Source organism: Serratia sp. A07, from assembly GCF_058725505.1.
In genome coordinates this window covers 1-24885 of record NZ_JBZXDO010000003.1, presented here as the reverse complement: position 1 = coordinate 24885, position 24885 = coordinate 1, and the positions used below count along the sequence as shown (strand labels likewise).

Here is a 24885-nt window from a genome sequence, read left to right as displayed (position 1 = left end):
GGAAATAAAGTGATATTCTCTGATGATCGTGCCACGACGCACAGATGCCCACTCAACTTAACCGCGCGGCACGCCCGTCCTGTCGGAGCCTGCCGTCACAGGAGACTTATAGTGTCTGAATTGTCTCAGCTTTCGCCACAGCCGCTGTGGGATATTTTCGCCAAGATCTGTTCTATCCCACACCCTTCTTATCATGAAGAAGCGCTGGCGCAGCACATCCTCACCTGGGCCAAAGAAAAGAACCTGCACGCCGAGCGCGATCGGGTCGGCAATATCCTGCTGCGCAAGCCGGCCACCAAAGGCATGGAAAACCGCAAGCCGGTCGCGCTGCAGGCGCACCTGGACATGGTGCCGCAAAAGAATAACGACACCGTGCACGACTTTGCCAAGGATCCGATCCAGCCTTATATCGCCGGCGAGTGGGTGAAAGCGCGCGGCACCACGCTGGGCGCCGACAACGGCATCGGCATGGCCTCCGCCCTGGCGGTGCTGGCCGACGACAGCGTAGAGCACGGCCCGCTGGAAGTGCTGCTGACCATGACCGAAGAAGCGGGCATGGACGGCGCCTTCGGGCTGCAGCCGAACTGGCTGCAGGCGGACATCCTGATCAATACCGATTCCGAAGAGGAAGGCGAAATCTATATGGGTTGCGCCGGCGGTATCGACTTCATCACTACCCTGCCGCTGCAGCGCGAAGCGGTACCGGCCGGTTACCAAACCCTGAAGCTGACGCTCAAGGGCCTGAAAGGCGGCCACTCCGGCGCCGAGATCCACGTCGGGCTGGGCAACGCCAACAAGCTGCTGGCGCGCTTCCTGTTCGCCCATGCGGCGGCGCTGAACCTGCGCGTGCTGGATCTGAACGGCGGCACCCTGCGCAACGCCATCCCGCGTGAAGCCTCCGCGGTGGTTGCGGTGCCGGCGGACAAGGCCGACGCGCTGAAAGCCCTGAGCCAGGAGTTCTTGGCGGTGCTGCAGAACGAACTCTCCGCCAAAGAGAAGAACATCACCGTACTGTTGGAGCCGACCACCAGCGCTTCGCAGGCGCTGAGCGCCGACAGCCAGCAGCGCTTCCTGGCGCTGCTGAACGGCACGCCGAACGGCGTGATCCGCATGAGCGACGCGGTAAAAGGCGTGGTGGAAACCTCGCTGAACGTCGGGGTGGTCACTACCAGCGAAAACGAAGCGGAAATCATCTGCCTGATCCGCTCCCTGATCGACAGCGGCAAAGACTACGTGGTCGAGATGCTGACCGCGCTGGGCCAGCTGGCCGGCGCCAAGGTGGCACCGAAGGGCGGCTACCCGGGCTGGCAGCCGGACGCCGACTCGCCGGTGATGCACCTGGTGCGCGAGCTGTATCAGGAGCTGTTCGACAAGACGCCGAACATCATGGTGATCCACGCCGGTCTGGAATGCGGTCTGTTCAAAAAGCCGTATCCAGACATGGACATGGTATCGATCGGGCCAACCATCACCGGCCCGCACTCGCCGGATGAGCAGGTGCATATCGAAAGCGTCGGTCTGTACTGGAAGCTGCTGACCTCGCTGCTGAAAGCGATCCCTGAGCGCGCGTAAGCTGCGCGCTTAACGCAAAAAGCCGGCGACCGCCGGCTTTTTTATTCCCAAGGCAGTGCCAGCTGCCGCTCCAGCTGCGGATCGAGCAGCGTCACATGCAGCCCCACCAGCCGCACGCCGCGCCCTTCGCGCCGCTCGCGCCACGCCTGCCGCGCCACCTCCAGCAAATCCTGCCGGTTCAGCACCGGGAACACGTGCTCCTGGGTGGTTTGCTGAAAATCCTGAAACTTCAGCTTCACGCCCTGCCGGGCGATGTGCAGATCCGGCTTCACCTTGCGCAGCCGCATCTCCAGCTCGGGATAGAGTTTGTCGATAATCAGCGTTTCGCAGTCTTCCCAGTCGTGAATGTCTTCCGCCAGGGTGCGCTCCACCCCCACCGATTTGCGCAGCCGCTCCGACGAGATTTCGCGCCGATCGATGCCCTGGCACCGCTCCCACAGCACCCGGCCGAATTTGCCGAAGCGCTTGAGCAGCTGCGCCAAATCGTATTGCTGCACGTCGGCGCAGGTGATAAGCCCCACCTCTTCCAGCCGCTTGGCGGTCACCTTGCCGACGCCGGGGATCTTGCTGAGCGGCAGCTGTTGCAAAAACGCCGGCACCTGCGCCGGCGTGATCACGTATTGCCCGTTCGGCTTGTTTATCTCGGAGGCGATTTTGGCGAGAAACTTGATCGGCGCGACGCCGGCCGAGGCGGTGAGGTTCAGTTCGTCGGCGATCGCCTGGCGGATCTCTTGGGCGATCAGCGTCGCCGAGCCATTGCATTGCGGGCTGTCGGTCACGTCGAGATAGGCTTCATCGAGCGACAGCGGCTCGATCAGCGGGGTATAGCGGGCGAAGATTTCGCGGATGTGCAGCGAGGCCTCTTTGTAGGCCGCCATGCGCCCCGGCAACAGGGTGAGGTGCGGGCACAGCTTGAGCGCCATTGCCGTGGACATGGCGCTGTGTACGCCGTAGCGCCGCGCCGGGTAGTTGGCGGTGCTGATCACCCCGCGGCGATCGGCGCTGCCGCCAATCGCCAGCGGGATATCGCGCAGGCTGGGATCGTCGCGCATTTCCACCGCCGCGAAGAAGCAGTCCATATCGACATGAATGATTTTACGCATCGCACCCTCCAGTAACACTGTATAAGTATACAGTCAGATGCCGAAAGCTCAAGGCCGCAGGATTCGACGAAAGCACCGTTTCCGCCAGATATTTCCGCGTTGTTAAAAAAGCTTAATTTTTCAATAGTATGATTTCCGCCATCCCGTGCGGCTCACCACAACGATAACGACAAGGTACCCTACATGATCAGATTTTCTTATTTGCTGCTGGCTTCCGCGCTGTCGCTGAGCGCGCTGGCGGCCAGCGCTGCCGGTCACGCGCCGGCGATCGTCGCCCACCGCGGCGGCACCGCCGATGCGCCGGAGAACACCCGCATCGCCATCGAAACCGCGCTGAAAAACGGCGCCGACGCCATCTGGATCACCCTGCAAGAATCCAAAGACGGCGTCATCGTGCTGTATCGCCCCTCGGATCTGAAAGCGTTGACCAACCGGCAGGGCCCGGTCTCTGCCTACACCGCCGCGCAACTGGCCGAGACCGACGCTGGCTGGGCCTTCGCCAGGGGGGATACGCACCCGTTCCGCGGCCAGGGCATCGGCATTCCGCGGCTGGACGACGTGCTTAAAGCGTTTCCGCACGTCACCTTCTATCTGGACATCAAATCCCCGGACGCCGATCCGGCGCAGTTTGGCCAGGCGCTGCTGGCGACGCTGGAAAGCACCGACAGCCTGAACCGCATCCGCGTCTACTCCACCGACGCCAAATACCTGCAGGCGCTGCCGCCGGCCATCCCGCGCTTCGAAAGCCGCGACGAGACCCGCACGCTGCTGGCCAACGTCACCATGGCGCACCAGTGCGACGTCAAACCGGATAACCGGCAGCCGCGCTGGTACGGGCTGGAGCTGAAGCGCGAGGTGGAAGTGGTGGAGAAATATACCCTCGGCGAAGGGCGTTCGAAGGCGTTTCTGACCTGGGATAAAGAGTCGATGGACTGCTTCCGCTCGCAGGGCCCGGCGCACATCATCCTGTTCGGCGTCAACTCACCGCAGGAGTATCAGCAGGCGCTGGCGCTGGGCGCCGACGGCGTGATGGTCAACTCACCGGCCGAGGCGAAAAGCTTCCGCAAGGCGAAATAAAAAACCCGGCCAAGGCCGGGTTTTCGCTACAGCTACAGAATGCGGTGCTTGTCCAGCTGCTCGCGCCGCTGCGCCGCTTTGGCTTCGCGCTTTTTGCGCGCATCGCAAGGTTCCGGGCAGTCGCAGACTTTCTCCATCCCCAATGCGGTGATGCCGCCGCAGCTGCCCTGCAGGCTTTTGCGTTTGAACACGTAGCCCAGCGACATCCCGCCGACGATCAGCAGGAACAACACGAAGGTGGCGGCGAATACCGTCAGCATAGCAACCTCACGAACTCTTTTTCAGGTAGGGTTTGAACGCGTCCGAATAACGCTCCTCAAACCCGTCGGCGGTTTTCACGATCATGAACACCGGGATACCGAGCAGATTGGCCAGCGCCAGGCCGCGCTCCGGCCCCATCACGTTCAGGCCGGTGGACAGGCCGTCGGCGGTCATACAGGTCGGGCTCAGTACGGTGATCGACACCAGGCGGTGGTTGATCGGCCGGCCGGTGATAGGATCGATGGTGTGCGAATAGCGCACCCCGTCCTGCTCGAAGTAGTTGCGATAGTCACCCGAGGTGGCGATCGACATCTCCCCTGGCTGGATCACCAACTGCGCCTGCTGCTGCGCACCGGCGGTCGGGCGCTCGATGGCGATGCGCCACGGCTTTTGCTCGCCGTTGCGCCCGCGAGTGCGGACTTCACCGCCGATATCCACCATGTAGTTTTGCACGTGTTGCGATTGCAGATATTCCGCCACCACGTCCACGCCGTATCCTTTGGCGATCGACGACAGGTCGACATACAGCTCGGGGATGCTTTTCACCAGCGCGCTGCCCTGCACCGACAGTTTGTCGGCGCCGGTCCAGGCGCGGCGATGCGCCAGCTCCGCCTCGCTCGGCACTTTATCCGGCCGCCCTTCCGGGCCGAAGCCCCACAGATTGACCAGCGGCCCGACGGTCACGTCCAGCGCGCCGTCGGTGACGCGGTTGATGCGCAGCGCTTCGCGCACCACCTCGGCGGTCGCCGGCGAAACCGGGAACGGCCGGTCAATGTCGCGGCTGGCGTTGAAGCGGCTCAGCTCGGAGTCCGGCCGGTAGGTGGACATCTGGTCGTTCACCTGCTCCAGCCGTTTATCGATCTCCGCCTGCATCTCACGCGCCGACGGCGTATCGTCGCCGGTCACATAACGGATCGAATACGAGGTGCCCATGGTTTTACCCGTCAGGTCCACCTGTTCCGGCCCGCAGCCGGTCAGCAGCAGGGTGGCGCTCAGCGCCACGCCCGTCAGCCAGTTCTTCATCGCCAATGCGCGCATTTAGCCACCAAAGTCATCCAGCATGATGTTTTCGTCTTCGACGCCCAGATCTTTCAGCATCTTGATCACCGCGGCGTTCATCATCGGCGGCCCGCACATGTAAAACTCGCAGTCCTCCGGCGCCGGGTGATTCCTCAGGTAGTTCTCCAGCAGAACATTATGGATAAAGCCGGTGTAGCCGGTCCAGTTATCTTCCGGCTGCGGATCCGACAGCGCTACGTGCCAGGTGAAGTTGTCGTTCTCCGCCTGCAGCTGGTTGAAGTCGTCTTCATAGAACATCTCGCGCAGCGAACGCGCGCCGTACCAGAAGGTGATCTTGCGCTTCGAGTTCAGGCGCTTGAGCTGATCGAAGATGTGCGAACGCATCGGCGCCATGCCCGCGCCGCCGCCGATGAAGATCATTTCGGCGTCGGTGTCCTTGGCAAAGAACTCGCCGAACGGCCCGGAGATCGTCACCTTGTCACCCGCCTTCAGCGACCAGATATAGGAAGACATGATGCCCGGCGGCACGTCCGGGTTGTTTGGCGGCGGCGTGGCGATACGCACGTTGAGCATGATGATGCCCTTCTCTTCCGGGTAGTTGGCCATCGAGTAGGCGCGCACCGTGGTGTCGTTCACCGTCGAGCGGTAGCGGAACAGGTTGAACTTGTCCCAGTCGCCGCGATACTCCTGCGGCACGTCGAAGTCGGCGTAGCTGATGTCGTGCGCCGGGGCTTCGATCTGGATGAAACCGCCCGCGCGGAACGGCACGTCTTCGCCATCGGGGATCTTCAGCTTCAGCTCTTTGATAAAGGTGGCTTTGTTATCGTTGGAGATAACTTCGCACTCCCATTTCTTCACGCCGAAGATCTCTTCCGGCAGCTCGATCTTCAGGTTCTGCTTCACGTTCACCTGGCACGCCAGGCGGCAACCCTCTTTTGCTTCGCGCTTGTTGATGTGCGAGAGCTCGGTCGGCAGGATATCGCCGCCGCCCTCTTTGATCACCACCCGGCACTGGCCGCAGGAACCGCCGCCGCCGCAGGCCGAGGAGACGAAAATTCCCTGGCTGGAGAGCACGTTGAGCAGCTTGTCGCCCGCCGGCGCATGGAAGCTCTTATCCAGATCGCCGTTGATCTCCACCGCGATGTCGCCGGTGTTCACCAGCTTCGATTTGGCGAACAGGATCAGCAATACCAGCACCATCACGATGGTGGTGAACATTGCTACGCCTAAAATAATTTCCATAAATTCTTCCCGCCTTTACAACTGAACACCGGAGAAGGACATGAAGCCCAGCGCCATCAGTCCGGTGGTGATAAAGGTAATGCCCAGGCCGCGCAGTCCCGCCGGCACGTTGGCATACTTGAGTTTTTCGCGGATCCCCGCCATGGCGACGATCGCCAGCATCCAGCCGGTGCCGGAGCCGATGCCGTACACCACCGATTCGGCGAAGTTGTAGTCGCGCTGCACCATGAAGGACACGCCGCCGAAGATGGCGCAGTTCACGGTGATGAGCGGCAGGAAGATGCCGAGCGCGTTATACAGCGACGGGAAGAAGCGATCGAGGATCATCTCCAAAATCTGCACCAGCGCCGCGATCACGCCGATGAAGGTGATGAAGTTGAGGAAGCTCAGATCGACGCCTTCCACCAGCGCACCGTCGCGCAGGATCAGGTTGTAGACCAGGTTGTTCACCGGCACCGAAATGCCGAGCACGATGGTCACCGCGATGCCCAGGCCAAAGGCGGTCGAGACCTTCTTCGACACCGCCAGGAAGGTACACATCCCGAGGAAGAACGCCAGCGCCATGTTCTCGACGAACACCGCGCGCACAAACAGGCTGATATAGTGTTCCATCGGCCTTTACTCCTTTTCGATCTGCGCCGGCTTCAGGGTGCGCAGCACCCAGATCAGCAGGCCGATGATGAAGAACGCGCTCGGCGCCAGCAGGAACAGGCCGTTCGGCTGATACCAGCCGCCGTTCTGCACCGTTTCCAGCACCGGGACGCCGAACAGCTTGCCGGAGCCAATAAGCTCGCGCAGGAAACCGACCAGCACCAGGATCACCCCGTAGCCCAGCCCGTTGCCGATGCCGTCCATAAAGCTCTCGATCGGCGGCGACTTCATGGCGTAAGCCTCGGCGCGCCCCATCACGATACAGTTGGTGATGATAAGGCCGACGAACACCGACAGCTGCTTGGAGATCTCGAACGCGTAGGCGCGCAACAGCTGATCGACCACGATCACCAGCGAGGCGATGATCGCCATCTGCACGATGATGCGCACGCTGTTGGGAATATGGTGACGGATCAGCGAGATGAAGAAGCTGGAGAACGCCGTGACCAGCGTCACCGCAATGGTCATCACCACCGCCGTCTCCAGCTTGGTGGTCACCGCCAACGCAGAACAAACGCCCAGCACCTGCAGGGCGATCGGGTTATTGTCGAACAGCGGCCCCAGCAGGACCCGCTTTATCTCTTTGGAATCAGCCATTTTTCAGCGCTCCTTCACGAACTTTTTTCAGGAACGGGCCGAAGCCGTGCTCGCCCAACCAGAAATCAAACGTATGCTGCACGCCGTTGGAGGTCAGCGTGGCGCCGGACAGGCCGTCCACCCCGTGCACATCCCCCTGACGCGCGCCGCCTTTCACCACGCGGATCGCCGGCTGGCCGTTGTCGTCGAACAGCTGTTTGCCGACCCACTGCTGGCGCCAGGACGGGTTCTCGACCTCGCCACCCAGCCCCGGGGTTTCCCCCTGGTCGTAGTAGGTGATGCCCTTGACCGTGTTGCCGTCGTTATCCAGCGCCACGAAGGCGTACATCATCGACCACAGGCCGGTGCCGTATACCGGCAGCACAATCTTGTTCACCTGGCCGCTTTCATCGCGCACCAGGTAGATTTCCGCCTGATTGCTGCGGCGCTTGATGCCGGCCGGATCGTCGCCCGCCGCCAGCGCCACGCTTTTGGCGTCGTCGCGCAGCGCGGCGCCCAGATCGAACGCCGCCGCCTTGCCGGCGACAAACTCGCCGCTGTTCAGATCCACCAGGCGCGGCTCGATGCGTTCGCTGTACAGGCGCTTGACCTGCTCGCTCTCCATTTTCGGCTGCAACAGGCCGGCTACGTCGAGAATATTGCGCTGCTTATCGAGCAGCTTTTGCTCCTGCTGTTTGGACTTCAGGCCGACGGCGGAGCCCGCCACCACCACTGAACACACCAGACACAGCAGCAGCACTACCAGCAGCGTTTTACCGATGCCGTCGTTTTTCGCTTCATTCGCCACGGGCTTTTCTCCGCTTGATGTTGGCCTGCACCACCAGATAATCGAACAGCGGTGCGAACAGGTTGGCGAACAGGATCGCCAGCATCATGCCTTCCGGATAGGCGGGGTTGACCACCCGGATCAGCACGCACATCACGCCGATCAGAATGCCGTACCACCATTTCCCCTTGTTGGTGAAGGAGGCGGAAACCGGGTCGGTCGCCATAAAGATCATGCCGAAGGCGAAACCGCCCAGCACCAGATGCCAGTACCACGGCATGGCGAACATCGGGTTGGTATCGGAACCGATGGCGTTGAACAACAGGGCGGAAGCCACCATGCCGAGCATTACGCCGGCGACGATGCGCCAGGAGGCCACGCGGCCGAACAGGATAATCGCCCCGCCGATCAGGATCATCAGCGTGGAGACTTCACCGATGGAGCCGGGAATGTTGCCGAGGAAGGCGTCCATCCAGCTGATGGACTGGCCGGTGGCCACGTTGCTCAAGCTGTGCGCCCCGCCTGCGCTCCACTGCGCCAGCGGCGTCGCGCCGGAGAAACCGTCCGCAGAGGTCCACACCAGATCGCCGGAGATCTGCGCCGGATAGGCGAAGAACAGGAAGGCGCGGCCGGCCAACGCCGGGTTGAGGAAGTTGCGCCCGGTGCCGCCGAATATCTCTTTGGCCACCACCACGCCGAAGGTGATGCCCAGCGCGGCCTGCCACAGCGGCAGGGTCGGCGGCACGATCAGCGCGAACAGGATAGAGGTGACGAAGAAGCCTTCGTTGACCTCATGCTTGCGGATAATGGCGAACAGCACTTCCCAGAAGCCGCCGACGACAAACACCACGGCGTAGATCGGCAGGAAGTAACAGGCGCCCAGCACCATTTTGCTGACCCAGCCGGCGTCGGCCGCCAGCGAGGCGCCGAGCCACTGCGCCAGGCGATAATGCCAGTCGCCCGCCAGCACCTGTTGCAGCTCGTCGCCGCTGTACAGATGGTGCAGCGCCGGGATTGCCTGCTGGCCGACGTTGTACATGCCCCAGAACATCGCCGGGAATACCGCCAGCCACACCAGGATCATCATGCGTTTCAAATCGATGGCGTCGCGCACGTGCGAAGCGCCGCGCGTCACCGTGCCGGGGGTATAAAACACCGTGGTGGTCGCTTCATACAGCGGGTACCACTTTTCCAGTTTGCCGCCCGGCGTGAAGTGATGCTCTATCTTCTCAAAATAATTCTTCAGGCCCATCGGTTATCCTTCCTGCTCAATCTTGGTCAGCACCTCGCGCAGCACCGGCGCGTACTCATACTTGCCGGGGCAAACGAAGGTGCACAGCGCCAGATCTTCCTCGTCCAGCTCCAGGCAGCCCAGCGCCTGCGCGCTGTCGCTGTCGCCCGCCAGCAGATCGCGCAGCAGCAGCGTCGGCAGAATATCCAGCGGCATCACCCGCTCGTAGTTGCCGATCGGCACCATGGCGCGCTCGCCGCCGTTAGTGGTAGTCGAGAAGGCGAACAGTTTGTTCTTCAGGAAGTGGCCCAGCGTGGTGCGGGTAATGGAGAACTTGTTCGGCGAAGGCACGATCCAACCGAACAGCTCTTTGTCGCGCCCTTCTTCCAGCACCGACACCTGCGAGTGGAAACGGCCGAGCCAGGCGTTTGGGCCGGCGGCGTGCATGCCGTTCAGCACCGAACCGGAGATCACCCGGTTCTCGCCGTCTTTCAGGCGGCCGGCGGTCAGCTCCTCGAGGCTGGCCCCCAGGCGGGTGCGCAGCAGCGCCGGCTGCGCCACCTGCGGCCCGGCCAGCGCCACAACCCGGCGGGTATCGAGCTTACCGGTGGTGAACAGCGTGCCGATGGCGATGACGTCCTGGTAGCCGATGTGCCAAACGGTTTTCTTCAGGCTGACCGGTTCCAGGAAGTGAATGTGCGTACCCACCAGCCCGGCGGGGTGCGGGCCGGCAAATTCGCTGTAGGCGATCTGCGGGCTGCTCTGCTGGCCAACGGAGGCACCGGCGGCGTGGCATACGTGTACCTTGCCCGTCGTCAGGCGCGCCAACACCAGCAGCCCGGCGTTGAACGCCGCCTGCTGTTCGGCGATGATCACCTGCGGATCGGCGGCCAGCGGCTGGGTATCCATCGCGGTGACGAAAATGGCGCGCGCTTCGCTGCCGGGGCTCGGCGTTTTGCTGAACGGACGAGTGCGCAGCGCGGTCCACAGGCCGCTGGCGATCAGTTCACTCTCGACCTGTTCGCGCGGCAGCTGGGCCAGCTCACCCAGCGGGTAATGCGCAAACTCGAGCTGATCGTCACCGCCGTTTTCCAGCGCAATCACCACCGATTGCAATACGCGCCGTTCGCCGCGGTTAATCGCGGCGATGCGGCCGCTGGCGGGAGCCGTGAAGAAAACCCCGGGGTTTTTCTTATCTTCGAACAACGCCTGGCCTTTCTTAACGGTATCGCCTTCCTGCACCAGCATGGAGGGACGCATTCCGACATACTCTTCCCCAAGCAGGGCGACATGCTGAATGTTCGGGCCGTCTTGGATCGCCTGAACCGGAGCCCCGGCTATTGGCAGATCTAACCCTTTTCTGATCTTAATCATAGGATTTATACGATGTAGTTTGGTTTACACGTCTGCCCGGCCCCAGAGGCGGGTGCTGACGATGCCAGGATTGCCGGGCAGTGCGCATGGCGGCACGCCCAACATGAACTTTCTCGCAGTGAAAAATCGGGGTAACGCGCATTCCCTTGATTCCCCCTTTCCGTTGTTTGCTCGACAGTCGATGTGTTAACGGCCTGTAGCCAAATAACCTTCAAAACGGCCGGGTTATATGCCATAACCCCTGCCGCTTCAATCGCCACAGCGCGTTAAATTGAAGAGGGAATATTAACATTGTTCGCAACATTGTTCTGCGTTCCGTCGTGACTTGGGTCAAGCAAACGCAATTAAATTTCGCGTGTTTTTCACTACTTATCGTTAAAATCTGCCGGTCATTTCACTTTTATCGAGCTTTGTCGTTTTTTTATACATATCACGTATTGCTAAAAATAAACGCGCTGGTAATCTGGCGGTGTTTTGCAGCAGTAAAAACAATAATCAGTGGCATGCCGACCAACGTCATTGGCTGGCAGATAAATATAAGCAGGAATAATAATGAGCAAAATCGCGCTGTTGTTTGCGATGCTTGTTTCTATGCCGATGATCACGGCCTGCAGCGCCAGCGAGCAGGTACCGGAAACGCCGGTAGTTAAACAGCAATTATTGGGTTCGCCGGTCTATATTCAGATCTTCAAAGAGGAACGCAAGCTGGAATTGTATGCCAAAATGGGCAATGAATTCCGCCTGGTCAATACGTTCCCGATCTGTAATTTCTCCGGCGGGCTGGGTCCTAAGCGTCGTGAAGGCGACTTTAAAAGTCCGGAAGGCTTTTATAGCGTTGACGCGCGCCATCTGAAACCCGACAGCAAGTATTATCGGGCGATCAATATCGGTTTCCCTAATGATTACGATAAATCGCAGGGCTATTCCGGTGCTTATCTGATGATCCACGGTGAATGTAAATCGATCGGCTGTTACGCGATGACCAACACCTATATGGATGAGATCTATCGCTATGTCGAAGCCGCCTTCGCCTATGGCCAAAGCCGCGTCGACATCAGCATCTACCCGTTCCGCATGACCGAGCAAAACCTCAAGCGCCATGCGTCATCCAGCTATATCGCCTTCTGGCGCCAGCTGAAGCCGGGCTACGATTACTTCGCGAAGAACCACCAGCCACCGATGATGACCGTGGACAACGGCCAGTACGTGCTGGGTCAACCGTTGATGAGCAGCGGCCAGATGACGCAGTACGCGTCAGCCAGCCCGACGCCCAACACCAACCCCTTCGCTCAGAACAAGCCGCTCACCGAAGTGAAATAACGCGAACTCGCCTGGCTCAATCTTGTGCCAGGTTTCGTTGGCGGTCAGCGGTTGGGTGGCGATCACCGTGACCACATCGTTCGGTGTGGTCTGCTGCTGAAAATCGATTTCCACATCCTGATCGAGCAGCGTCGCCTTGCCGAACGGCGCGCGGCGCGTGATCCAATACAGGTTGGTAGAGCAATAGGCCATCACGAAGCGCCCGTCCGACAACAGCATGTTGAATACCCCTTTCTTGCGCAGCTGGCTCGCCAACAGGCCGATGTAGCGGAAAACCGCCGGCCACTGGCTCGGGGTGCGCGGGTATTTCAGCGCCAGCTGATGCAGCAGCCAGCAGAACGCGTATTCGCTGTCGGTCTGGCCGACCGGGCGAAACGTGCCGGTATCCAGCTGACGGTAGCCTTTCAATTGGCCGTTGTGCGCGTAGGTCCAGTTGCGGCCCCACAGTTCGCGGGTGAACGGGTGGGTGTTTTCCAGCGCCACTTCGCCGCGGTTGGCCTGGCGAATATGGGACACCACCGCACAGGACTTGATCGGGTAGTCCTGCACCAGGCGGGCGATCGGCGAGTTGAAGCTCGGCTGCGGATCCTTGAATGTGCGGCAGCCGTTCCCTTCATAGAAGGTAATGCCCCAGCCATCCTTATGCGGCCCGGTGCGGCCGCCGCGCTGTACCAGGCCGGTAAAGCTGAAGCAGATATCGGTCGGTACGTTTGCGCTCATCCCGAGCAGTTCACACATCGCCAGCACTCCTTAACCACACTGACACAGGCCGTGCGGGCGCACCATGCGGCGCCCGCAGTCTTATTCTTGGGGAGCCGCAGCTCCCCGCAGGCTATCAAGCCTTAACCATCTCTTTTTCGATCAGCTGAATCAAGATGTGAATCGCTTTGATGTGGATTTCCTGAATGCGGTCGGCGTAGCCGAAGTGCGGCACGCGAATTTCCACATCGGCGGAACCCGCCATCTTGCCGCCGTCCTTGCCGGTCAGGGTGATCACTTTCATCCCCTTGGCGCGCGCCGCGTCGATGGCCTTGATGATGTTGCCGGAGTTGCCGGAGGTGGAAATGCCCAGCAGCACGTCGCCTTCGCGGCCTACCGCTTCCACATAGCGAGAGAAGACGTACTCATAGCCGAAGTCGTTGCTGACGCAGGACAGGTGGCTCACGTCCGAGATGGCAATCGCCGGGTAGCCCGGGCGGTTTTCACGGTAGCGGCCGGTCAGCTCTTCGGCGAAGTGCATCGCGTCGCAATGGGAACCGCCGTTGCCGCAGGAAATCACTTTACCGCCGGCTTTGAAGGAATCCGCCAGCAGCACCGCCGCACGTTGGATGGCGTCGATGTTGGCGTCGTCATTGATAAATTTCGCCAGGGTATCAGCCGCTTCGTTCAGTTCACTGCGAATAAGGTCGTGGTACATGAGGAACCTCTTGTTATCGTCAAATCTTCCGCTCCGCAGTGTACCGGATCGCGGAAACAGCGAGAAGCATTCTCAGCCAAACAGCGCGCCGGTTAAGGAAGCGGAGAGGTTTTTGATGATTGGTGCTGTCAGTTTGTGACCTGAGTTGTAATTAAACTGTAAACGCATTGATAAAAATTCTGCCTTGTACTAAAACCTATTACATACACACAACAGGTCAGACCTCTTACTACTTCGGAGCTTCTTATGATGGTTCTTAGTATTGTCGTTTTACTGGCTCTCCTCGGCGTGGTGTTCTATCACCGAGTGAACCTTACCCTCAGCAGCCTGATCCTGGTGGCGTACACCGCCGCCATGGGCGCGATTGGCCTGTGGAGCTTCTGGCTGTTGCTGCCGCTGGCGATCGTGCTGCTGCCGCTGAACCTTTCCTCCCTGCGCCGTTCCCTGCTCTCCGCACCGGCGTTGCGCGCCTTCCGCAAGGTGATGCCGCCGATGTCCACCACCGAGAAGGAGGCGATCGACGCCGGCACCACCTGGTGGGAAGGCGATCTGTTCCGCGGCGCGCCGGACTGGAACAAGCTGCACAGCTACCCGAAACCGCGCCTGACGGAAGAAGAGCAGGCGTTTATCGACGGCCCGGTGGAAGAAGCCTGCCGCATGGCCAACGACTTCCAGATCACCCACGAACTGGCCGATCTGCCGCCTGAACTCTGGGCATACCTGAAAGAGCACCGTTTCTTCGCGATGATCATCAAGAAAGAGTACGGCGGTCTGGAATTCTCTCCTTATGCTCAGGCGATGGTGCTGCAAAAACTGGCCGGCGTTTCCGGCATCCTGGCGATCACCGTCGGCGTGCCGAACTCCCTCGGCCCGGGCGAACTGCTGCAGCACTACGGCACCGAAGAACAGAAAAACCACTATCTGCCGGGCCTGGCGCGCGGCGACGAGATCCCTTGCTTCGCGCTGACCAGCCCGGAAGCGGGCTCCGATGCCGGTGCCATTCCGGACGTCGGCACCGTGTGCATGGGCGACTGGCAGGGCAAACAGGTGCTGGGCATGCGCCTGACCTGGAACAAGCGCTACATCACGCTGGCGCCGGTCGCCACCGTACTGGGCCTGGCGTTCAAACTGCATGACCCGAACCGCCTGCTGAGCGACAACGAATCCCCGGGCATCACCTGTGCGCTGATCCCGACCAGCACGCCGGGCGTGGAAATCGGCAACCGCCACTTCCCGCTGAACGTGCCGTTCCAAAACGGCCCGACCCGCGGCACCGACGTGTTCGTCCCGATCGATTACATCATCGGCGGCCCGAAAATGGCCGGCCAGGGCTGGCGCATGCTGGTTGAGTGTCTGTCGGTCGGTCGCGGCATCACCCTGCCGTCCAACTCTACCGGCAGCCTGAAATCCATCGCCCTGGCGACCGGTGCCTACGCGCACATTCGCCGTCAGTTCAAGATCTCCATCGGCAAGATGGAAGGGATCGAAGAGCCGTTGGCGCGCATCGCCGGCAACACCTATGTGATGGACGCCGCCGCTTCGCTGATCACCTATGCGCTGGTGCAGGGCGAGAAGCCGGCCGTGCTGTCGGCCATCGTCAAATACCACTGTACGCACCGCGGCCAGCAGTCGATCGTTGACGCCATGGACATCGCCGGCGGTAAAGGCATCATGCTCGGTGAATCCAACTTCCTGGCTCGCGCCTATCAGGGCGCACCGATCGCCATCACGGTGGAAGGCGCGAACATCCTGACCCGCACCATGATGATCTTCGGTCAAGGCGCGATCCGCTGCCATCCTTATGTGCTGGATGAAATGGCGGCGGCGCAGAGCAACGATCTGAACGCCTTCGATAAATCGCTGTTCGGCCATCTGGGCCACGTTGGCAGCAACAAGGTACGCAGCTTCTGGCTGGGCCTGACCAACGGCCGCACCAGCGCCACGCCGACCAAGGACGCGACCCGTCGTTACTATCAGCAATTGAACCGCCTGAGCGCCAACCTGGCGTTGCTGTCGGACGTTTCCATGGGCGTGCTGGGCGGTAGCCTGAAGCGCCGCGAGCGCATCTCCGCTCGCCTGGGGGACATCCTCAGCCAGATGTATTTGGCTTCCGCCGTGCTGAAACGCTTTGACGACGAAGGCCGTCAGAAAGAAGATCTGCCGCTGGTGCATTGGGGCGTGCAAGACAGCCTGCATAAAGCCGAACAGGCGCTGGATGACCTGCTGCGTAACTTCCCGAACCGCTTTATCGCCGGCGCGATGCGCTTCGTGGTCTTCCCGCTCGGCCGTGTGCATACCGCACCGTCCGATCGTCTGGATCACCAGTTGGCCAAGATCCTGCAGGTACCTTCCGCCACCCGCAGCCGTCTGGGGCGCGGCCAGTACCTGACGCCGAGCGAACATAACCCAATCGGCCTGCTGGAAGCGGCGCTGGCCGACGTGATGGCCGCCGAGCCGATTCACGAACGTCTGTGCAAGGCGGTCGGCAAAAACCTGCCGTTCACCCGTCTGGATCGTTTGGCGGAACGCGCGCTGGAAGAAGGCAAGATCAGCGCCGACGAAGCGAAAATTCTGGTGAAAGCCGAAGAGAGCCGTCTGCGCTCCATCAACGTGGACGACTTTGCGCCGGATGCGCTGGCGGCCGCCAAGCCGGAAAAGCCGGCGGCGCAGTCTAAGCGCCAACAGCAGACCGAAGCGGCTTAACGCCAATTCAAACTTCACGCATCCAAGGGGCGATCATCATCGCCCCTTTTTCTTTTCTTGCATCACGAACTGCGCACCGCGCCGCAGGTTGGCGCAACGGCGGATTTCACGGGAAGGAAGTTCGAGTAGACTGCGCGGCGGGTGCTCTGGATCTTTCTGTCCGGAGCCTTGGCAAAGGAGAGAAAGAGAAAGGCCCCGAGTCGATATTATCAACCCGAGGCCACTCTGATGCCAAGCAACATCAGGTTAGCCTCTTACCCGCCGCAAGGCAAGGATAGGGAGGTCAAAAATGCAGCATAAACGGGTCGTACTTAAACTGGTGATCGTCTGTATGACGCTGATCGCGTTCATCTGGCTAACCCGCGGTTCGCTGTGCGAACTGCGCATCAGGCTGGGAGACTCGGAGGTTGCGGCCACTTTGGCTTACGAATCCGAACGGTAAGGCAACCCAACGGCGGGGTTCGCCCCGCCCGTTGGCCGATGGTGTCAGGCAGGATCCACGAGCACCCGTCTTTTCAACCGCTGACCGTCAGTTTGTCGTAGCCGCGCAGGCGGTAATTCACCACCGACACCAACCAGCAGAAGATGAACACGGCGATCACCCAATAGCCCATCTCCCCCAGATGATCGTTGAGCCGCGCGACGGCGTCCCACAGCGGGCCGGACAGCGCCAGCTTGTCGGCGATAAGCCCGAGCGCTTCGATGCCGCCGATAAACACTGCGATGATCACCGACGCCGCCGTGATGGTCATGTTGTAGTACAGTTTGCGGATCGGTTTGGAGAACGCCCAACCGTAAGCGCCAATCATCACGAAGTTGTCGATGGAGTCGATCAGCGCCATGCCGGCGGCGAACAGCGCCGGGAACAGCATGATGCTCCACAGGTTCATGCCATGGCCCGCACCGGCGGCCGAAATCCCCAGCAGCCCGACCTCGGTGGCGGTGTCGAAGCCCAGGCCAAACAAGAAACCCACCAGGTACATGTGCCAGCTCTGGTTCACCAGCCTGAACAGCGGGCGGAAACAGCGCGCCAGCACACCGCCGCCGCTCATCAGCAGATCCAGCGATTGATGCGCTGGCAGCTCGCCCGCCTTCACCTGCCGGAACGCTCGCCACACGGAGATCAGCACCAGCAGATTGATAAAGGCGACCGTCAGCAAAAACAACGAGGACACCAGCGTGCCGATCAGGCCGCCGGTTTCGTGAAACCAGCCCATCTGACGGCTGAACATCATCGCCGTCGCGGCAATCGCGGCCGAGGCCAGCACCACGATGGTCGAGTGGCCGAGCGAGAAGAAGGTACCGACCGCCACCGGCGTTTTGCCCTGCTGCATCAGCTTGCGGGTCACGTTGTCGATCGCGGCGATGTGATCGGCATCCACCGCATGGCGCAGACCAAAACTGTAGGCCAGCAAGGCGGTGCCCATCAGCGCGGCATTGTCTTTGAACACCGCCAGCGCCAGCAGCCAGACGATGACGTTGACCGCCACCAGCCCCAGCAACAGGGATACCGCCCGTCGCCGGGCCGCGCCATGCAATCCTTCGGAAACTACCGCCATACCCACACTCCTGTTTTATCGTTATGTTCAAATCAATGGATTAGCGCCGCGCCGCGATCACCGCCGGATTAGCGCTCAAAAACAGCCAGGACGCGATCACGAACGGCATGGTCAACGACGGCATGCCCAGCGGGGCCAGCAAGGTATTGAACGCGCCCTGCACCAGCACCGTAAAAATCACGCCGAGCAGCGTATAGATCAGCACTCGCCGGCCGGGCGGGTTGAAGACGGATCCCAGCGCCACCGCCGTCAGCACCGCGCTGAAGGCGTACAGCCCGGCGAAAACCGCCTGCGGATCGGCGCCGATCGCCAGCGATGTGACCACCGCCAGCAACGCGCCGAAAAAACCCAGCAGCATCGCGCGCGGCGACGACACCGCCAGCCCGAACAACAGCAGTACGCCACCGCTCACGCTGCTGCACAAAAAGACCTGAGAAACGCCGTGCAGCGCGCCGCTCAGCATCTCTGCGACGCCGGGATGCGCGTAGAACACCGCCCCGTCGGCCGGGATGGCCGCCGCCGGCAACCGTACATGCCGCAGATGGCTGAACGGGTAGCTGGCCAACAGCACCGTCCAGGTGGTCAGCACGAAAGGCGCCGTCAGCGCCGCGATCTTCCAGGTGCGCAACAGCCGATTGAGGCCAACGGTGACGATCACCGAGATCGTGCTGCTGAACATCACGCCGATCCACAGCCAGGCCGAGGGCAGTAAAAAGGTCGGCAGCGCGGCGCCGACCAGGCAGCCGTTGTAGCCATACAGCCCAGAGCGTAACGCCGTGCGATCGTCCACCAGCCACGCCGCGCTCAGCGTCGCCGACGCAGTGCCCAGCAGACAGCCGAAGGCCACCTGCGGCAACCCTTCCTCATAGGCGCCCACGAAAATGGCGATAAAAAACAGTAATCCGGTCAACGGGTTATTTTGAAACATCACCTGCGAACAGCCGCGCAGCACCGCATCCGTCGCCACCGCTATCCGGCTGTGGGTACACAGACCGCCCCAACTCCACCTTGTCGTCATGACCGCTTCCCGCTGCAGATTAGCGCCAGATAAAGGGCTCCGGCAGCGTCACGCCCAGGATCTCTTCCCGGGCGACGCGCCAGAAAACGCGAATGGCCGCCTTCACCTGGCGCGCCTCTTTGCCCAGGGCCTTAAAGATCAGCCCACACTCGTTGGGCAACCGGCTGACGCCGCTGGCGATCCCCTCAACCTCGTCATAATGGGGCGCGATGCGATCGAGGATCCGCTGATGGTGCTCGGGCGGCGTCAGCAGGATCACATTGCCGAACACGTCGAACGGCCCCATCACGCCGACCCCGTTCAGCGGGTGTTTATGCGGCTCCAGCACATAGCGTTCGACAAACAGCGTCTTGCCCTCGGGGCGGCAGGCACTGATGCGCGAGGAGTACACGTCGAATCTGAACCCGCGATCCGCCTGATGGTGTTTGCGCCCCGACATCAGGATCTCGCCGTAGAGCAGCGTCGCCGTCGGGTGTAGCGTAATGCGGGTATCGGTAATGAAGCGCGAACCGCAGTGGGGGATCACCGGATCGGGCATCATCTCCAGATAGCTGCCCTCTTCGAGCGTCAGCGTCTGCATCTGCGCCGCGTAATTATTTTCCATGGCGTGGATCTTGGTCGCCGACTGGGTGGTGACATGCCCGCAGGCCTGGGGGGCGACCTGCACCTCGAGCGTCAGGCGATCGCCCTGCAAGATGCATCCCGAGGTGGAGATGACGAACACGCACGGCATCTGCGGCAGCGCTTCATCCCAATACAGCGCCCGCTGCACCAGAAACGGTACGCGCCGCTCCATCTGCCGCAGCACGCTGCGATGCCCGCTTAGCGCAAACCCCAGCCGCAGATAGCCGGTTTTGCCCACGCCGCCGCTGGCCATTTGCGGCGGCTCATCCTGATAATCGGCCAGCTCCGGCGCATCGGCGCCAAGCTGCGCGACGCGCCTCGCGGCTTCGCTGACCGCCGTCATACCGCCGCCGACGGCGCATGGGTGAACAGGAAATCACGCATGATCATGTCCACCAGCTCGTCGATGCCTTCGCCGGTTTTGCAGTTGGTGAGAATATAAGGCCGCTCGCCGCGCACCACGCGGGTGTCGTGTTCCATCACCGCCAGGCTGGCGCCGACATAGGGGGCCAGATCGATTTTGTTGATCACCAGGATGTCGGCCTGCACCAGGCCCGGCCCGTTTTTACGCGGGATCTTTTCCCCTTCGGCGACGTCGATGACATAGATGTAAAAGTCCGCCAGCGCCGGGCTGAAGGTCAGCGTCAGATTATCGCCGCCGCTCTCGATCATCACCACGTCGCTTTCCGGAAAGCGGGCCTCCATCTCCTCTACCGCCGCGATATTCATGCTCGGATCCTCCCGCACGGCGGTATGCGGGCAAGCGCCGGTTTCCACGCCCAGAATTTTCTCCTCGTCCAGGATCCCCTTGAGCGTGCGCTTGACCTGTTTGGCGTCTTCGGTGGTGACGATGTCGTTGGTGATGATCAGCGGGCTGATGCCCCGCTCGATCAAGCGCGGCGTGATGACTTCAATGATCGCGGTCTTGCCCGAGCCTACCGGGCCGCCGATACCGATGCGGGTAATTTTTTTCACTCTGCTCGTTCCTTATTATCAGTTGCTGAACAGTCGGGTAAATGCGCCGACGTGCAGTGCGGCCAGGACATCGGTCACCGGCGCGTAAGAGGCCATTTGTTCAACGCCGCCGCGTTCGGCTTCGTCACAAAAAACGTCGATGTCCCGGTTGAGTTGAAACAGGATGCGTTGGGTGTCGATATGGGTGACGCGCATCAGGCGCATGGCGGCGCTGAGAATGGTCATCGCCACGCCGTACTGATGCATCACCGCTACCTCGCGCGGGCCGGCGCCCAGCGCCGTCATCACCACCGCCTGCGTCACCGGATAGGTGCCGGCGGCGCGGCCGGTTTTGATCTGCTCAAGCCACCAGACCACCTGAGGTTCGTCGCAGATGGCCGCCGCCATTTCCGCCAGCTTTTTTCCCATCCGCACCACCATGTTGCGGCCCTCTTCGTTCAGCTTGCGGTTGAACAGCGCCCAGTCGTGGCCCATCGCCGCCTCGCGATCGCCGGCCTGCAGCGCCCGGCAGGCCGCCGTCACCGCTCGGCCGTCGCCGCCCGCCGCCTGTTGCAAGGCGGTGCGGGTGAACGACTGCAGCGTGTCGGCATCGCGCACGATGCCGGCCTGGATCGCCGACTCGACGCCGTTGGAAAAGGCGAACGCCCCCACCGGCAGCACCGAGTCGGCAAACTGCAGAATGCGAATCAACTGGACGGCGTTCATTTCAGTTTGATCACATGCTGGCCGAGGAAGGGGCTGTCGACATGCACATGGGTGGCGGAATCCTCCGCGCCGCCGAACAGCAAGCGCGCTTCGGGCTGGGTCAAATGCGGCAAAATGCTTTCGCCCTTCACGAACGAATAAGGCAACGCGTGGAAACCGTGGGTTTTCATCACCGAATCCATCACCTTGGTCGCCACCGTCAGCGGAATAAAGATGCGATTCCCTTTGATGACCGATTTCCAATGCTGATTGCCCAGCGCATGCCCCAGTTCGAACGCAGTCTTCAGCACCGTCGCCATATCGGTCGCCAGCAACGACTCAAGATGGATGACCATCACGTCGCGCAGGTTCATCTGCACCACCACCGCGCTGCGGTTCGCTTCGTCCCAAAGCAACACGTCGCCGTCGGCCAGCACCTGATGACGATCGAGGGAGATGCCGAGATCCTGGCCGTCGCGGGTCGTCTTGCGGCAGCGGCTTTTCTGCGCCTCCCACTGCGAAAGCGCCAGCACGTCCAGCGAGGCGTGTTGCAAGCGTTCGCGCCAGTCGGCATCCCGTTTGATATTGCCGAGTATCTTTTCAATCACGATCATGAGCGGCGGTTCCTAGCTGAAGAAATAGCGTTGATTAAGCACGGCGGTAGAGATGGGCTTCACCGTGGCGTGTTCGCCGTTGACCTTGACCGCGAAGGTTTCGGGATCCACCTCGATGTTCGGCGTTTCCGCATTGCGCACCATGTCCTGCTTGGAGATCGCCCGGCAGTTATGCACTGCCATCACCTGCCGCTCCAGCCCCAGTTTCTCTTTGATGCCGTCGTGCAACGCGGCGCCGGAGACGAAGGTGACGCAGGTTTCCTGCAGCGATTTGCCCATGGCGCCGAACATCGGGCGGTAGAACGTGGGCTGCGGCGTCGGCAACGACGCGTTGGGATCGCCCATCACCGCCCAGTTGATCATCCCCCCCTTGATCACCAGCTTCGGCTTGGCGCCGAAGAAGCGCGGCTCCCACAGCACCAGATCGGCCATCTTGCCGACCTCGACCGAACCCAGCACGTGGCTGATGCCCTGCGCAATCGCCGGATTGATGGTGATCTTCGCCACGTAGCGCAACACGCGGAAGTTGTCGTGCTCCGCCGCGTCTTCCGGCAGCTTGCCGCGCGCGACTTTCATCGCATGTGCCGTCTGCATCACCCGCAACCAGTTTTCGCCGACCCGCCCCATCGCCTGGGAATCGCTGGAAAACATCGACAGCACGCCCATGTCGTGCAGCACGTTTTCCGCCGCGATGGTTTCCGGCCGCACCCGGCTTTCAGAGAACGCCACGTCGGCCGGCACATTGGGATTGAGGTTGTGGCACACCATGATCATGTCGAACAATTCGGCCTGGCTGTTGATGCCGAACGGCAGCGTGGGGTTGGTGGAGCTCGGCAACACGTTCATCTGCGCGGCAACCTTGATGATATCCGGCGAGTGCCCGCCGCCGGCGCCTTCGGTGTGGAAGGTGTGGATGGTGCGCCCTTCAAAGGCGTCGATGGTGTCCTCGACGTAGCCGCCTTCATTCAGGCTGTCGGTGTGCACCGCCACCTGAATATCCATGTCGTCGGCCACGCGCAACGCGTGGCGCAGCGCGGAATTGGTGGCGCCCCAGTCCTCATGCACTTTCAGCCCCGCCACGCCGGCGGCGATTTGTTCGACCAGCGGCGCAGCGTGCGAAGCGTGCCCCTTGCCGAGCATCCCCACGTTGACCGGCATAGTCTCGAAGGCGCGCAGCATGCGGTGGATATGCCAGGGCCCGGCGGTCACGGTGGTGCCGTTGGAGCCGTCGGTCGGCCCGACGCCGCCGCCGAAGAACGTCGTCACGCCGTTGGAAAGCGCATGCGCCGCCTGCTGCGGCGAAATGAAGTGGATATGCGTATCGATGCCGGCGGCGGTCAGGATCAGGTGCTCGCCCGAGATAGCGTCGGTGCTGACGCCCACCACCATCCCGGGCGTGACACCGTTCATCATCGCCGGGTTGCCGCTTTTGCCGATGCCGGCGATCAGGCCGTTTTTGATGCCGACGTCCGCCTTGATCACCCCTTGCCGGGCGTCCAAAATCGTCACGTTGGTAATCACCAGATCCAGCACGTTATCGCTGGTTAATCGGTTGTCGGCACCCATGCCGTCACGCAGCGACTTGCCGCCGCCGTAGACCGATTCCTCGCCGTAGCCGCGCAGGTCTTTCTCTATTTCAATAAACAGTTGCGTATCGCCCAAACGAATTTTATCGCCGGTGGTTGGGCCGAACAGCCCGGCATATTCTTGCCTGGAGAGAGTTGGCATGCGTTATTCCTCGCTCGTTTTCGTCGGCGCCTGATCGAGGTTTTTATAACCCAGCTCAATAGCTCGCTTTACATCTATCGTTTTCTTTACTCTTTCACCGGCCGCAACCGGGCTGTCCCCCGCCCAACCGTCCACCAGATTATTAAAACCGTAGACCGTTTGTTTGCCGCCGATGGCAATAAGCGCCACCTCAATCTCGTCACCGGGTTCAAAACGGATCGCCGTCGTGGCAGTGATATTCAAACGCTTGCCAAAGGCGGCAGCGCGATCGAATTGCAAGGCTTTGTTGGCCTCAAAGAAATGAAAATGCGAACCGACCTGAATAGGCCTGTCGCCGGTGTTACGCACCGTTAAAATAAGGCTTTCGCGATCTTCATTGAAGGTAATGGGGTTTTCGGACAGGATATAGCCGCCGGGCGGCACGTGCTTTTCTGGGTCATGCTTTTTCATCGAAATACCTGTGCTGATAAGGTTTATCCGTGGCAATCAGGAACGCAAACCGCACTTACTGAATCGGATCGTGCACCGTCACCAGGCGGCTGCCGTCGCTGAATATCGCTTCGACCTGCACGTGCGGGATCAGATCCGCCACGCCGTCCATCACGTCATCGCGGCTCAATACCTGCCGCGTGTCGTTCATGACTTCTTCCAGCGTTTTTCCCTCGCGGGCGCCTTCCAGCGCTGCGGTGGTAATAATCGCCACCGCCTCGGGGTAATTCAGCTTTATCCCTCTGGACTTTCGCTTTAATGCGACGTCGGCCAGGGTATAGACCATCAACTTTTCAATTTCTCTTGGCGTTAATTGCATGGGGCACTCCGATCTCGATAGGAATAATCAGACAAAACGAGGCCAAAGGTGATTAATAGTTAATAACCTTGCGTTATTTATTTGCGTTTATCTGACCCTCGAACAATCTAGGAGGTAATATTGAGATGATCAACCCACAACTTTATTCACGTTAGAGCATGAGTTATCCCACGCCATAAAAAAGTAACGGTGACATGATAGTTTTTATCGATAAAATTTCTTTTTTTCTCTTTCTGTTTCCACAATAAAACGATCAAAAAAAGCACAGCCCACCCTGCTTTGTTTTCACCACCTCAATAAAACCCAGAAAAATACCCTCCTCAGGCACCAAACCACCAATATTAAAGACATGTAACCAACGGTCAGAAAATATAATTAAATTTACAAATAAGACACGAACAAAAATACATTTTTAGTTAAAAAAAATTTATCTATTCTATTGCTGATACCAATAAGTTCTTAAAAGTAAAAATCCGCCTTCATAGAAGGCGGCTTTGACTACGCCCCAGAGGGGCGCTCTAAGTTCGGACTCATAGAGCCC

The 24885-nt window shown here is 60.6% G+C and carries 25 protein-coding genes; 5 read left to right on the top strand and 20 right to left on the bottom strand.

Features of this window, described 5'->3' with window-relative positions:
• The first annotated feature begins 111 nt into the window (after positions 1–111).
• Entirely contained in the window at positions 112–1572 is a 1461-nt protein-coding gene (gene pepD / locus AC4PR2_RS03780) for a beta-Ala-His dipeptidase (protein ID WP_060445719.1), read from the top strand.
• Between the two features lie 41 nt (positions 1573–1613).
• On the opposite strand, the gene dinB is transcribed toward pepD, so the two are convergent.
• Positions 1614–2675, bottom strand: a complete 1062-nt coding sequence (gene dinB / locus AC4PR2_RS03775; protein ID WP_283439752.1) for a DNA polymerase IV — start codon at positions 2673–2675, stop codon at positions 1614–1616.
• A 183-nt stretch (positions 2676–2858) separates the two neighbouring features.
• Between dinB and AC4PR2_RS03770 the strand changes: the two genes are divergently transcribed.
• Positions 2859–3752 (top strand): glycerophosphodiester phosphodiesterase family protein, encoded by an 894-nt coding sequence (locus AC4PR2_RS03770; protein WP_197757422.1) that lies wholly within the window; start codon positions 2859–2861, stop codon positions 3750–3752.
• A gap of 32 nt (positions 3753–3784) precedes the next feature.
• Here the strand turns inward: AC4PR2_RS03770 and nqrM are convergent, their stop codons facing one another.
• Genes nqrM through AC4PR2_RS03730 form a run of 8 tightly spaced genes read right to left on the bottom strand, consistent with a single transcriptional unit; the run spans position 3785 to position 10894 of the window.
• The gene (gene nqrM, locus AC4PR2_RS03765; RefSeq protein WP_004930244.1) at positions 3785–4012 is read right to left on the bottom strand and encodes a (Na+)-NQR maturation NqrM; all 228 of its coding nucleotides are present in this window, start codon (positions 4010–4012) and stop codon (positions 3785–3787) included.
• Between the two features lie 7 nt (positions 4013–4019).
• Positions 4020–5051, bottom strand: a complete 1032-nt coding sequence (locus AC4PR2_RS03760; protein WP_174137556.1) for an FAD:protein FMN transferase — start codon at positions 5049–5051, stop codon at positions 4020–4022.
• On the bottom strand, positions 5052–6275 hold the full coding sequence (gene nqrF / locus AC4PR2_RS03755) for an NADH:ubiquinone reductase (Na(+)-transporting) subunit F (RefSeq protein WP_033649928.1): 1224 nt from the start codon (positions 6273–6275) through the stop codon (positions 5052–5054).
• A 15-nt stretch (positions 6276–6290) separates the two neighbouring features.
• Positions 6291–6887 (bottom strand): NADH:ubiquinone reductase (Na(+)-transporting) subunit E, encoded by a 597-nt coding sequence (gene nqrE, locus AC4PR2_RS03750; RefSeq protein WP_015376732.1) that lies wholly within the window; start codon positions 6885–6887, stop codon positions 6291–6293.
• Between the two features lie 6 nt (positions 6888–6893).
• A complete protein-coding gene (locus AC4PR2_RS03745; protein ID WP_004930232.1) occupies positions 6894–7523 on the bottom strand; it encodes an NADH:ubiquinone reductase (Na(+)-transporting) subunit D in 630 nt (209 codons plus the stop codon).
• Positions 7516–8310, bottom strand: coding sequence for a Na(+)-translocating NADH-quinone reductase subunit C (locus tag AC4PR2_RS03740; RefSeq protein ID WP_015376731.1), 795 nt, complete (start codon positions 8308–8310; stop codon positions 7516–7518). The genes AC4PR2_RS03745 and AC4PR2_RS03740 overlap by 8 nt, the downstream gene beginning before the upstream one ends.
• A complete protein-coding gene (locus AC4PR2_RS03735; RefSeq protein WP_033649926.1) occupies positions 8300–9541 on the bottom strand; it encodes an NADH:ubiquinone reductase (Na(+)-transporting) subunit B in 1242 nt (413 codons plus the stop codon). The genes AC4PR2_RS03740 and AC4PR2_RS03735 overlap by 11 nt, the downstream gene beginning before the upstream one ends.
• Before the next feature lie 3 nt (positions 9542–9544).
• Positions 9545–10894, bottom strand: coding sequence for a Na(+)-translocating NADH-quinone reductase subunit A (locus AC4PR2_RS03730; RefSeq protein ID WP_060425296.1), 1350 nt, complete (start codon positions 10892–10894; stop codon positions 9545–9547).
• 552 nt (positions 10895–11446) lie between these two features.
• On the opposite strand from AC4PR2_RS03730, the gene dpaA reads away from it, so the two are divergent.
• Positions 11447–12214 carry a peptidoglycan meso-diaminopimelic acid protein amidase gene (gene dpaA / locus AC4PR2_RS03725; protein WP_060425295.1) on the top strand — a complete coding sequence of 256 codons (768 nt, stop codon included), beginning with the start codon at positions 11447–11449 and terminating at the stop codon, positions 12212–12214.
• Here the strand turns inward: dpaA and AC4PR2_RS03720 are convergent.
• Together AC4PR2_RS03720 and lpcA are read right to left on the bottom strand one after the other, a co-directional pair.
• Positions 12149–12952 (bottom strand): class II glutamine amidotransferase, encoded by an 804-nt coding sequence (locus AC4PR2_RS03720; protein ID WP_004930222.1) that lies wholly within the window; start codon positions 12950–12952, stop codon positions 12149–12151. The two genes, dpaA and AC4PR2_RS03720, sit on opposite strands and share 66 nt — an antisense overlap.
• A gap of 97 nt (positions 12953–13049) precedes the next feature.
• Positions 13050–13631 (bottom strand): D-sedoheptulose 7-phosphate isomerase, encoded by a 582-nt coding sequence (gene lpcA / locus AC4PR2_RS03715; protein ID WP_004930220.1) that lies wholly within the window; start codon positions 13629–13631, stop codon positions 13050–13052.
• A 246-nt stretch (positions 13632–13877) separates the two neighbouring features.
• Here lpcA and fadE point away from each other — a divergent pair, with 246 nt between their 5' ends.
• Positions 13878–16334: an acyl-CoA dehydrogenase FadE gene (gene fadE, locus AC4PR2_RS03710; protein ID WP_038871338.1), complete on the top strand. Its 2457-nt coding sequence runs from the start codon at positions 13878–13880 to the stop codon at positions 16332–16334.
• A gap of 289 nt (positions 16335–16623) precedes the next feature.
• Complete coding sequence (locus tag AC4PR2_RS03705; protein ID WP_087763220.1) at positions 16624–16776, top strand: Hok/Gef family protein; 153 nt, start codon at positions 16624–16626, stop codon at positions 16774–16776.
• 73 nt (positions 16777–16849) lie between these two features.
• Here the strand turns inward: AC4PR2_RS03705 and AC4PR2_RS03700 are convergent, their stop codons facing one another.
• From AC4PR2_RS03700 to AC4PR2_RS03660, 9 genes are read right to left on the bottom strand one after another with little or no spacing between them, the layout of a single operon-like run.
• Positions 16850–17893, bottom strand: a complete 1044-nt coding sequence (locus AC4PR2_RS03700) for a HoxN/HupN/NixA family nickel/cobalt transporter (RefSeq protein ID WP_049271941.1) — start codon at positions 17891–17893, stop codon at positions 16850–16852.
• A 40-nt stretch (positions 17894–17933) separates the two neighbouring features.
• Positions 17934–18911, bottom strand: a complete 978-nt coding sequence (yut, locus tag AC4PR2_RS03695) for an urea transporter (RefSeq protein WP_330113297.1) — start codon at positions 18909–18911, stop codon at positions 17934–17936.
• A 19-nt stretch (positions 18912–18930) separates the two neighbouring features.
• Complete coding sequence (locus tag AC4PR2_RS03690) at positions 18931–19878, bottom strand: urease accessory protein UreD (RefSeq protein WP_049202286.1); 948 nt, start codon at positions 19876–19878, stop codon at positions 18931–18933.
• Positions 19875–20510, bottom strand: coding sequence for an urease accessory protein UreG (ureG, locus tag AC4PR2_RS03685; RefSeq protein ID WP_019454316.1), 636 nt, complete (start codon positions 20508–20510; stop codon positions 19875–19877). Before ureG ends, AC4PR2_RS03690 begins: the two co-directional genes overlap by 4 nt.
• Before the next feature lie 18 nt (positions 20511–20528).
• On the bottom strand, positions 20529–21215 hold the full coding sequence (locus AC4PR2_RS03680) for an urease accessory protein UreF (protein ID WP_049202285.1): 687 nt from the start codon (positions 21213–21215) through the stop codon (positions 20529–20531).
• Positions 21212–21808 carry an urease accessory protein UreE gene (locus tag AC4PR2_RS03675; RefSeq protein WP_047572557.1) on the bottom strand — a complete coding sequence of 199 codons (597 nt, stop codon included), beginning with the start codon at positions 21806–21808 and terminating at the stop codon, positions 21212–21214. The genes AC4PR2_RS03680 and AC4PR2_RS03675 overlap by 4 nt, the downstream gene beginning before the upstream one ends.
• A gap of 12 nt (positions 21809–21820) precedes the next feature.
• Entirely contained in the window at positions 21821–23536 is a 1716-nt protein-coding gene (locus tag AC4PR2_RS03670) for an urease subunit alpha (RefSeq protein ID WP_060440636.1), read from the bottom strand.
• 3 nt (positions 23537–23539) lie between these two features.
• A complete protein-coding gene (locus AC4PR2_RS03665; protein WP_148721150.1) occupies positions 23540–23986 on the bottom strand; it encodes an urease subunit beta in 447 nt (148 codons plus the stop codon).
• A gap of 55 nt (positions 23987–24041) precedes the next feature.
• The gene (locus AC4PR2_RS03660) at positions 24042–24344 is read right to left on the bottom strand and encodes an urease subunit gamma (RefSeq protein WP_025160087.1); all 303 of its coding nucleotides are present in this window, start codon (positions 24342–24344) and stop codon (positions 24042–24044) included.
• Positions 24345–24885: the final 541 nt, after the last annotated feature.

Coding starts and splice junctions, on each gene's coding strand:
- AC4PR2_RS03670 (WP_060440636.1), bottom strand. CDS start 23,536: ATGCCAACTCTCTCCAGGCAAGAATATGCCGGGCTGTTCGGCCCAACC.
- AC4PR2_RS03665 (WP_148721150.1), bottom strand. CDS start 23,986: ATGAAAAAGCATGACCCAGAAAAGCACGTGCCGCCCGGCGGCTATATC.
- lpcA (WP_004930220.1), bottom strand. CDS start 13,631: ATGTACCACGACCTTATTCGCAGTGAACTGAACGAAGCGGCTGATACC.
- AC4PR2_RS03720 (WP_004930222.1), bottom strand. CDS start 12,952: ATGTGTGAACTGCTCGGGATGAGCGCAAACGTACCGACCGATATCTGC.
- AC4PR2_RS03675 (WP_047572557.1), bottom strand. CDS start 21,808: ATGATCGTGATTGAAAAGATACTCGGCAATATCAAACGGGATGCCGAC.
- AC4PR2_RS03770 (WP_197757422.1), top strand. CDS start 2,859: ATGATCAGATTTTCTTATTTGCTGCTGGCTTCCGCGCTGTCGCTGAGC.
- dpaA (WP_060425295.1), top strand. CDS start 11,447: ATGAGCAAAATCGCGCTGTTGTTTGCGATGCTTGTTTCTATGCCGATG.
- nqrM (WP_004930244.1), bottom strand. CDS start 4,012: ATGCTGACGGTATTCGCCGCCACCTTCGTGTTGTTCCTGCTGATCGTC.
- AC4PR2_RS03735 (WP_033649926.1), bottom strand. CDS start 9,541: ATGGGCCTGAAGAATTATTTTGAGAAGATAGAGCATCACTTCACGCCG.
- AC4PR2_RS03760 (WP_174137556.1), bottom strand. CDS start 5,051: ATGCGCGCATTGGCGATGAAGAACTGGCTGACGGGCGTGGCGCTGAGC.
- fadE (WP_038871338.1), top strand. CDS start 13,878: ATGATGGTTCTTAGTATTGTCGTTTTACTGGCTCTCCTCGGCGTGGTG.
- nqrF (WP_033649928.1), bottom strand. CDS start 6,275: ATGGAAATTATTTTAGGCGTAGCAATGTTCACCACCATCGTGATGGTG.
- AC4PR2_RS03705 (WP_087763220.1), top strand. CDS start 16,624: ATGCAGCATAAACGGGTCGTACTTAAACTGGTGATCGTCTGTATGACG.
- AC4PR2_RS03660 (WP_025160087.1), bottom strand. CDS start 24,344: ATGCAATTAACGCCAAGAGAAATTGAAAAGTTGATGGTCTATACCCTG.
- AC4PR2_RS03700 (WP_049271941.1), bottom strand. CDS start 17,893: ATGGCGGTAGTTTCCGAAGGATTGCATGGCGCGGCCCGGCGACGGGCG.
- dinB (WP_283439752.1), bottom strand. CDS start 2,675: ATGCGTAAAATCATTCATGTCGATATGGACTGCTTCTTCGCGGCGGTG.
- yut (WP_330113297.1), bottom strand. CDS start 18,911: ATGACGACAAGGTGGAGTTGGGGCGGTCTGTGTACCCACAGCCGGATA.
- nqrE (WP_015376732.1), bottom strand. CDS start 6,887: ATGGAACACTATATCAGCCTGTTTGTGCGCGCGGTGTTCGTCGAGAAC.
- AC4PR2_RS03680 (WP_049202285.1), bottom strand. CDS start 21,215: ATGAACGCCGTCCAGTTGATTCGCATTCTGCAGTTTGCCGACTCGGTG.
- AC4PR2_RS03745 (WP_004930232.1), bottom strand. CDS start 7,523: ATGGCTGATTCCAAAGAGATAAAGCGGGTCCTGCTGGGGCCGCTGTTC.
- AC4PR2_RS03730 (WP_060425296.1), bottom strand. CDS start 10,894: ATGATTAAGATCAGAAAAGGGTTAGATCTGCCAATAGCCGGGGCTCCG.
- AC4PR2_RS03690 (WP_049202286.1), bottom strand. CDS start 19,878: ATGACGGCGGTCAGCGAAGCCGCGAGGCGCGTCGCGCAGCTTGGCGCC.